1 protein-coding gene is annotated in these 485 nt (G+C 39.0%); it reads left to right on the forward strand.

The window, feature by feature from the left end; all coding sequences use genetic code 11:
- Positions 1–204 precede the first annotated feature (204 nt).
- Positions 205–485: hypothetical protein (locus tag CYR32_RS21580; RefSeq protein WP_146000749.1), on the forward strand; the 281-nt coding region annotated here is incomplete at its 3' end.

Consider the following 485-nt stretch of genomic DNA (forward strand, 5'->3'; position numbering starts at 1 on the left):
ATAGTTTTCGATGACGACTCCCGTTTTAAATATGAAAATGGAAAAGTAGAAATGATTTATGGCGGCTATGTGGAAGAACAAAAGAAATTAGAAATGGAAAAGGAAAAAAACAAATAACTTCTTAATCTGAGGATAAGGGGACATCCTTTTAAGCTGTTCCCTTACTTTAACCCCTTTTAAGGAACTTAGGGAAAAATAAAAGTAATGAAAGCAACTGATTATGGCGTACATAATCTGGAAGCACTGGAAAAAGCGGGTTATCGTATTGCCGCGTTAGATGATGCTGAAAAAGCCAAATTGATCTATCTGACACATCACCTTGGGCTGACAGACACTATCCGGTTTATAAAAGGCACAATTACAGAAGAGGCAGCCAAGAGATTGTTGATTGCGCAGGTGGGTGCGGGCAAGGCTGCAAAACGTGCAAATGAAAACCAGGGTTCTTACCGTATAGTGCATCGAGCATGGTTAAATTCATTTATTGA

It is taken from the genome of Chimaeribacter coloradensis, from assembly GCF_002858715.1.
Classification (GTDB): Bacteria; Pseudomonadota; Gammaproteobacteria; order Enterobacterales; family Enterobacteriaceae; genus Chimaeribacter; species Chimaeribacter coloradensis.